This is a genomic window from Pelorhabdus rhamnosifermentans (genome assembly GCF_018835585.1).
Taxonomy (GTDB): Bacteria; Bacillota; Negativicutes; order UMGS1260; family UMGS1260; genus Pelorhabdus; species Pelorhabdus rhamnosifermentans.
In genome coordinates, this window is the sequence record NZ_JAHGVE010000164.1 from 1 (window position 1) to 252 (window position 252).

A 252-nucleotide genomic window follows, 5' to 3' on the forward strand; every position below is an offset into this window, starting at 1 on the left:
GGCGGTACTCTCCCAGACGGTGACCTGGGTCGGAGAGGCTCTCAACCTCGACCTGCGTGCGGCGCTGATCCCAATCTCTGCCGTGCGCGCGGCTGGGCGCGACCTGCGCGTAGCTCGATACCGTGCTTCCGTACAGGTCGATTATGCGATGTTCTCCGGCGGCGGTCTCGCCTGGGCGGAGGCGGCGATGAAACGGGGCCTGTATTCGGTTCCGCCTGCACCCAGGGGGGCAAGGCCCGACCTGACTGGCCT

Annotated in this window: 1 protein-coding gene; it reads left to right on the top strand. The window is 67.9% G+C overall.

Annotated elements, in window-relative coordinates:
* Positions 1–252, top strand: a 252-nt coding sequence (locus Ga0466249_RS26200; RefSeq protein ID WP_215832421.1) for a DUF3095 family protein, incomplete at both ends; no start/stop codon positions are given.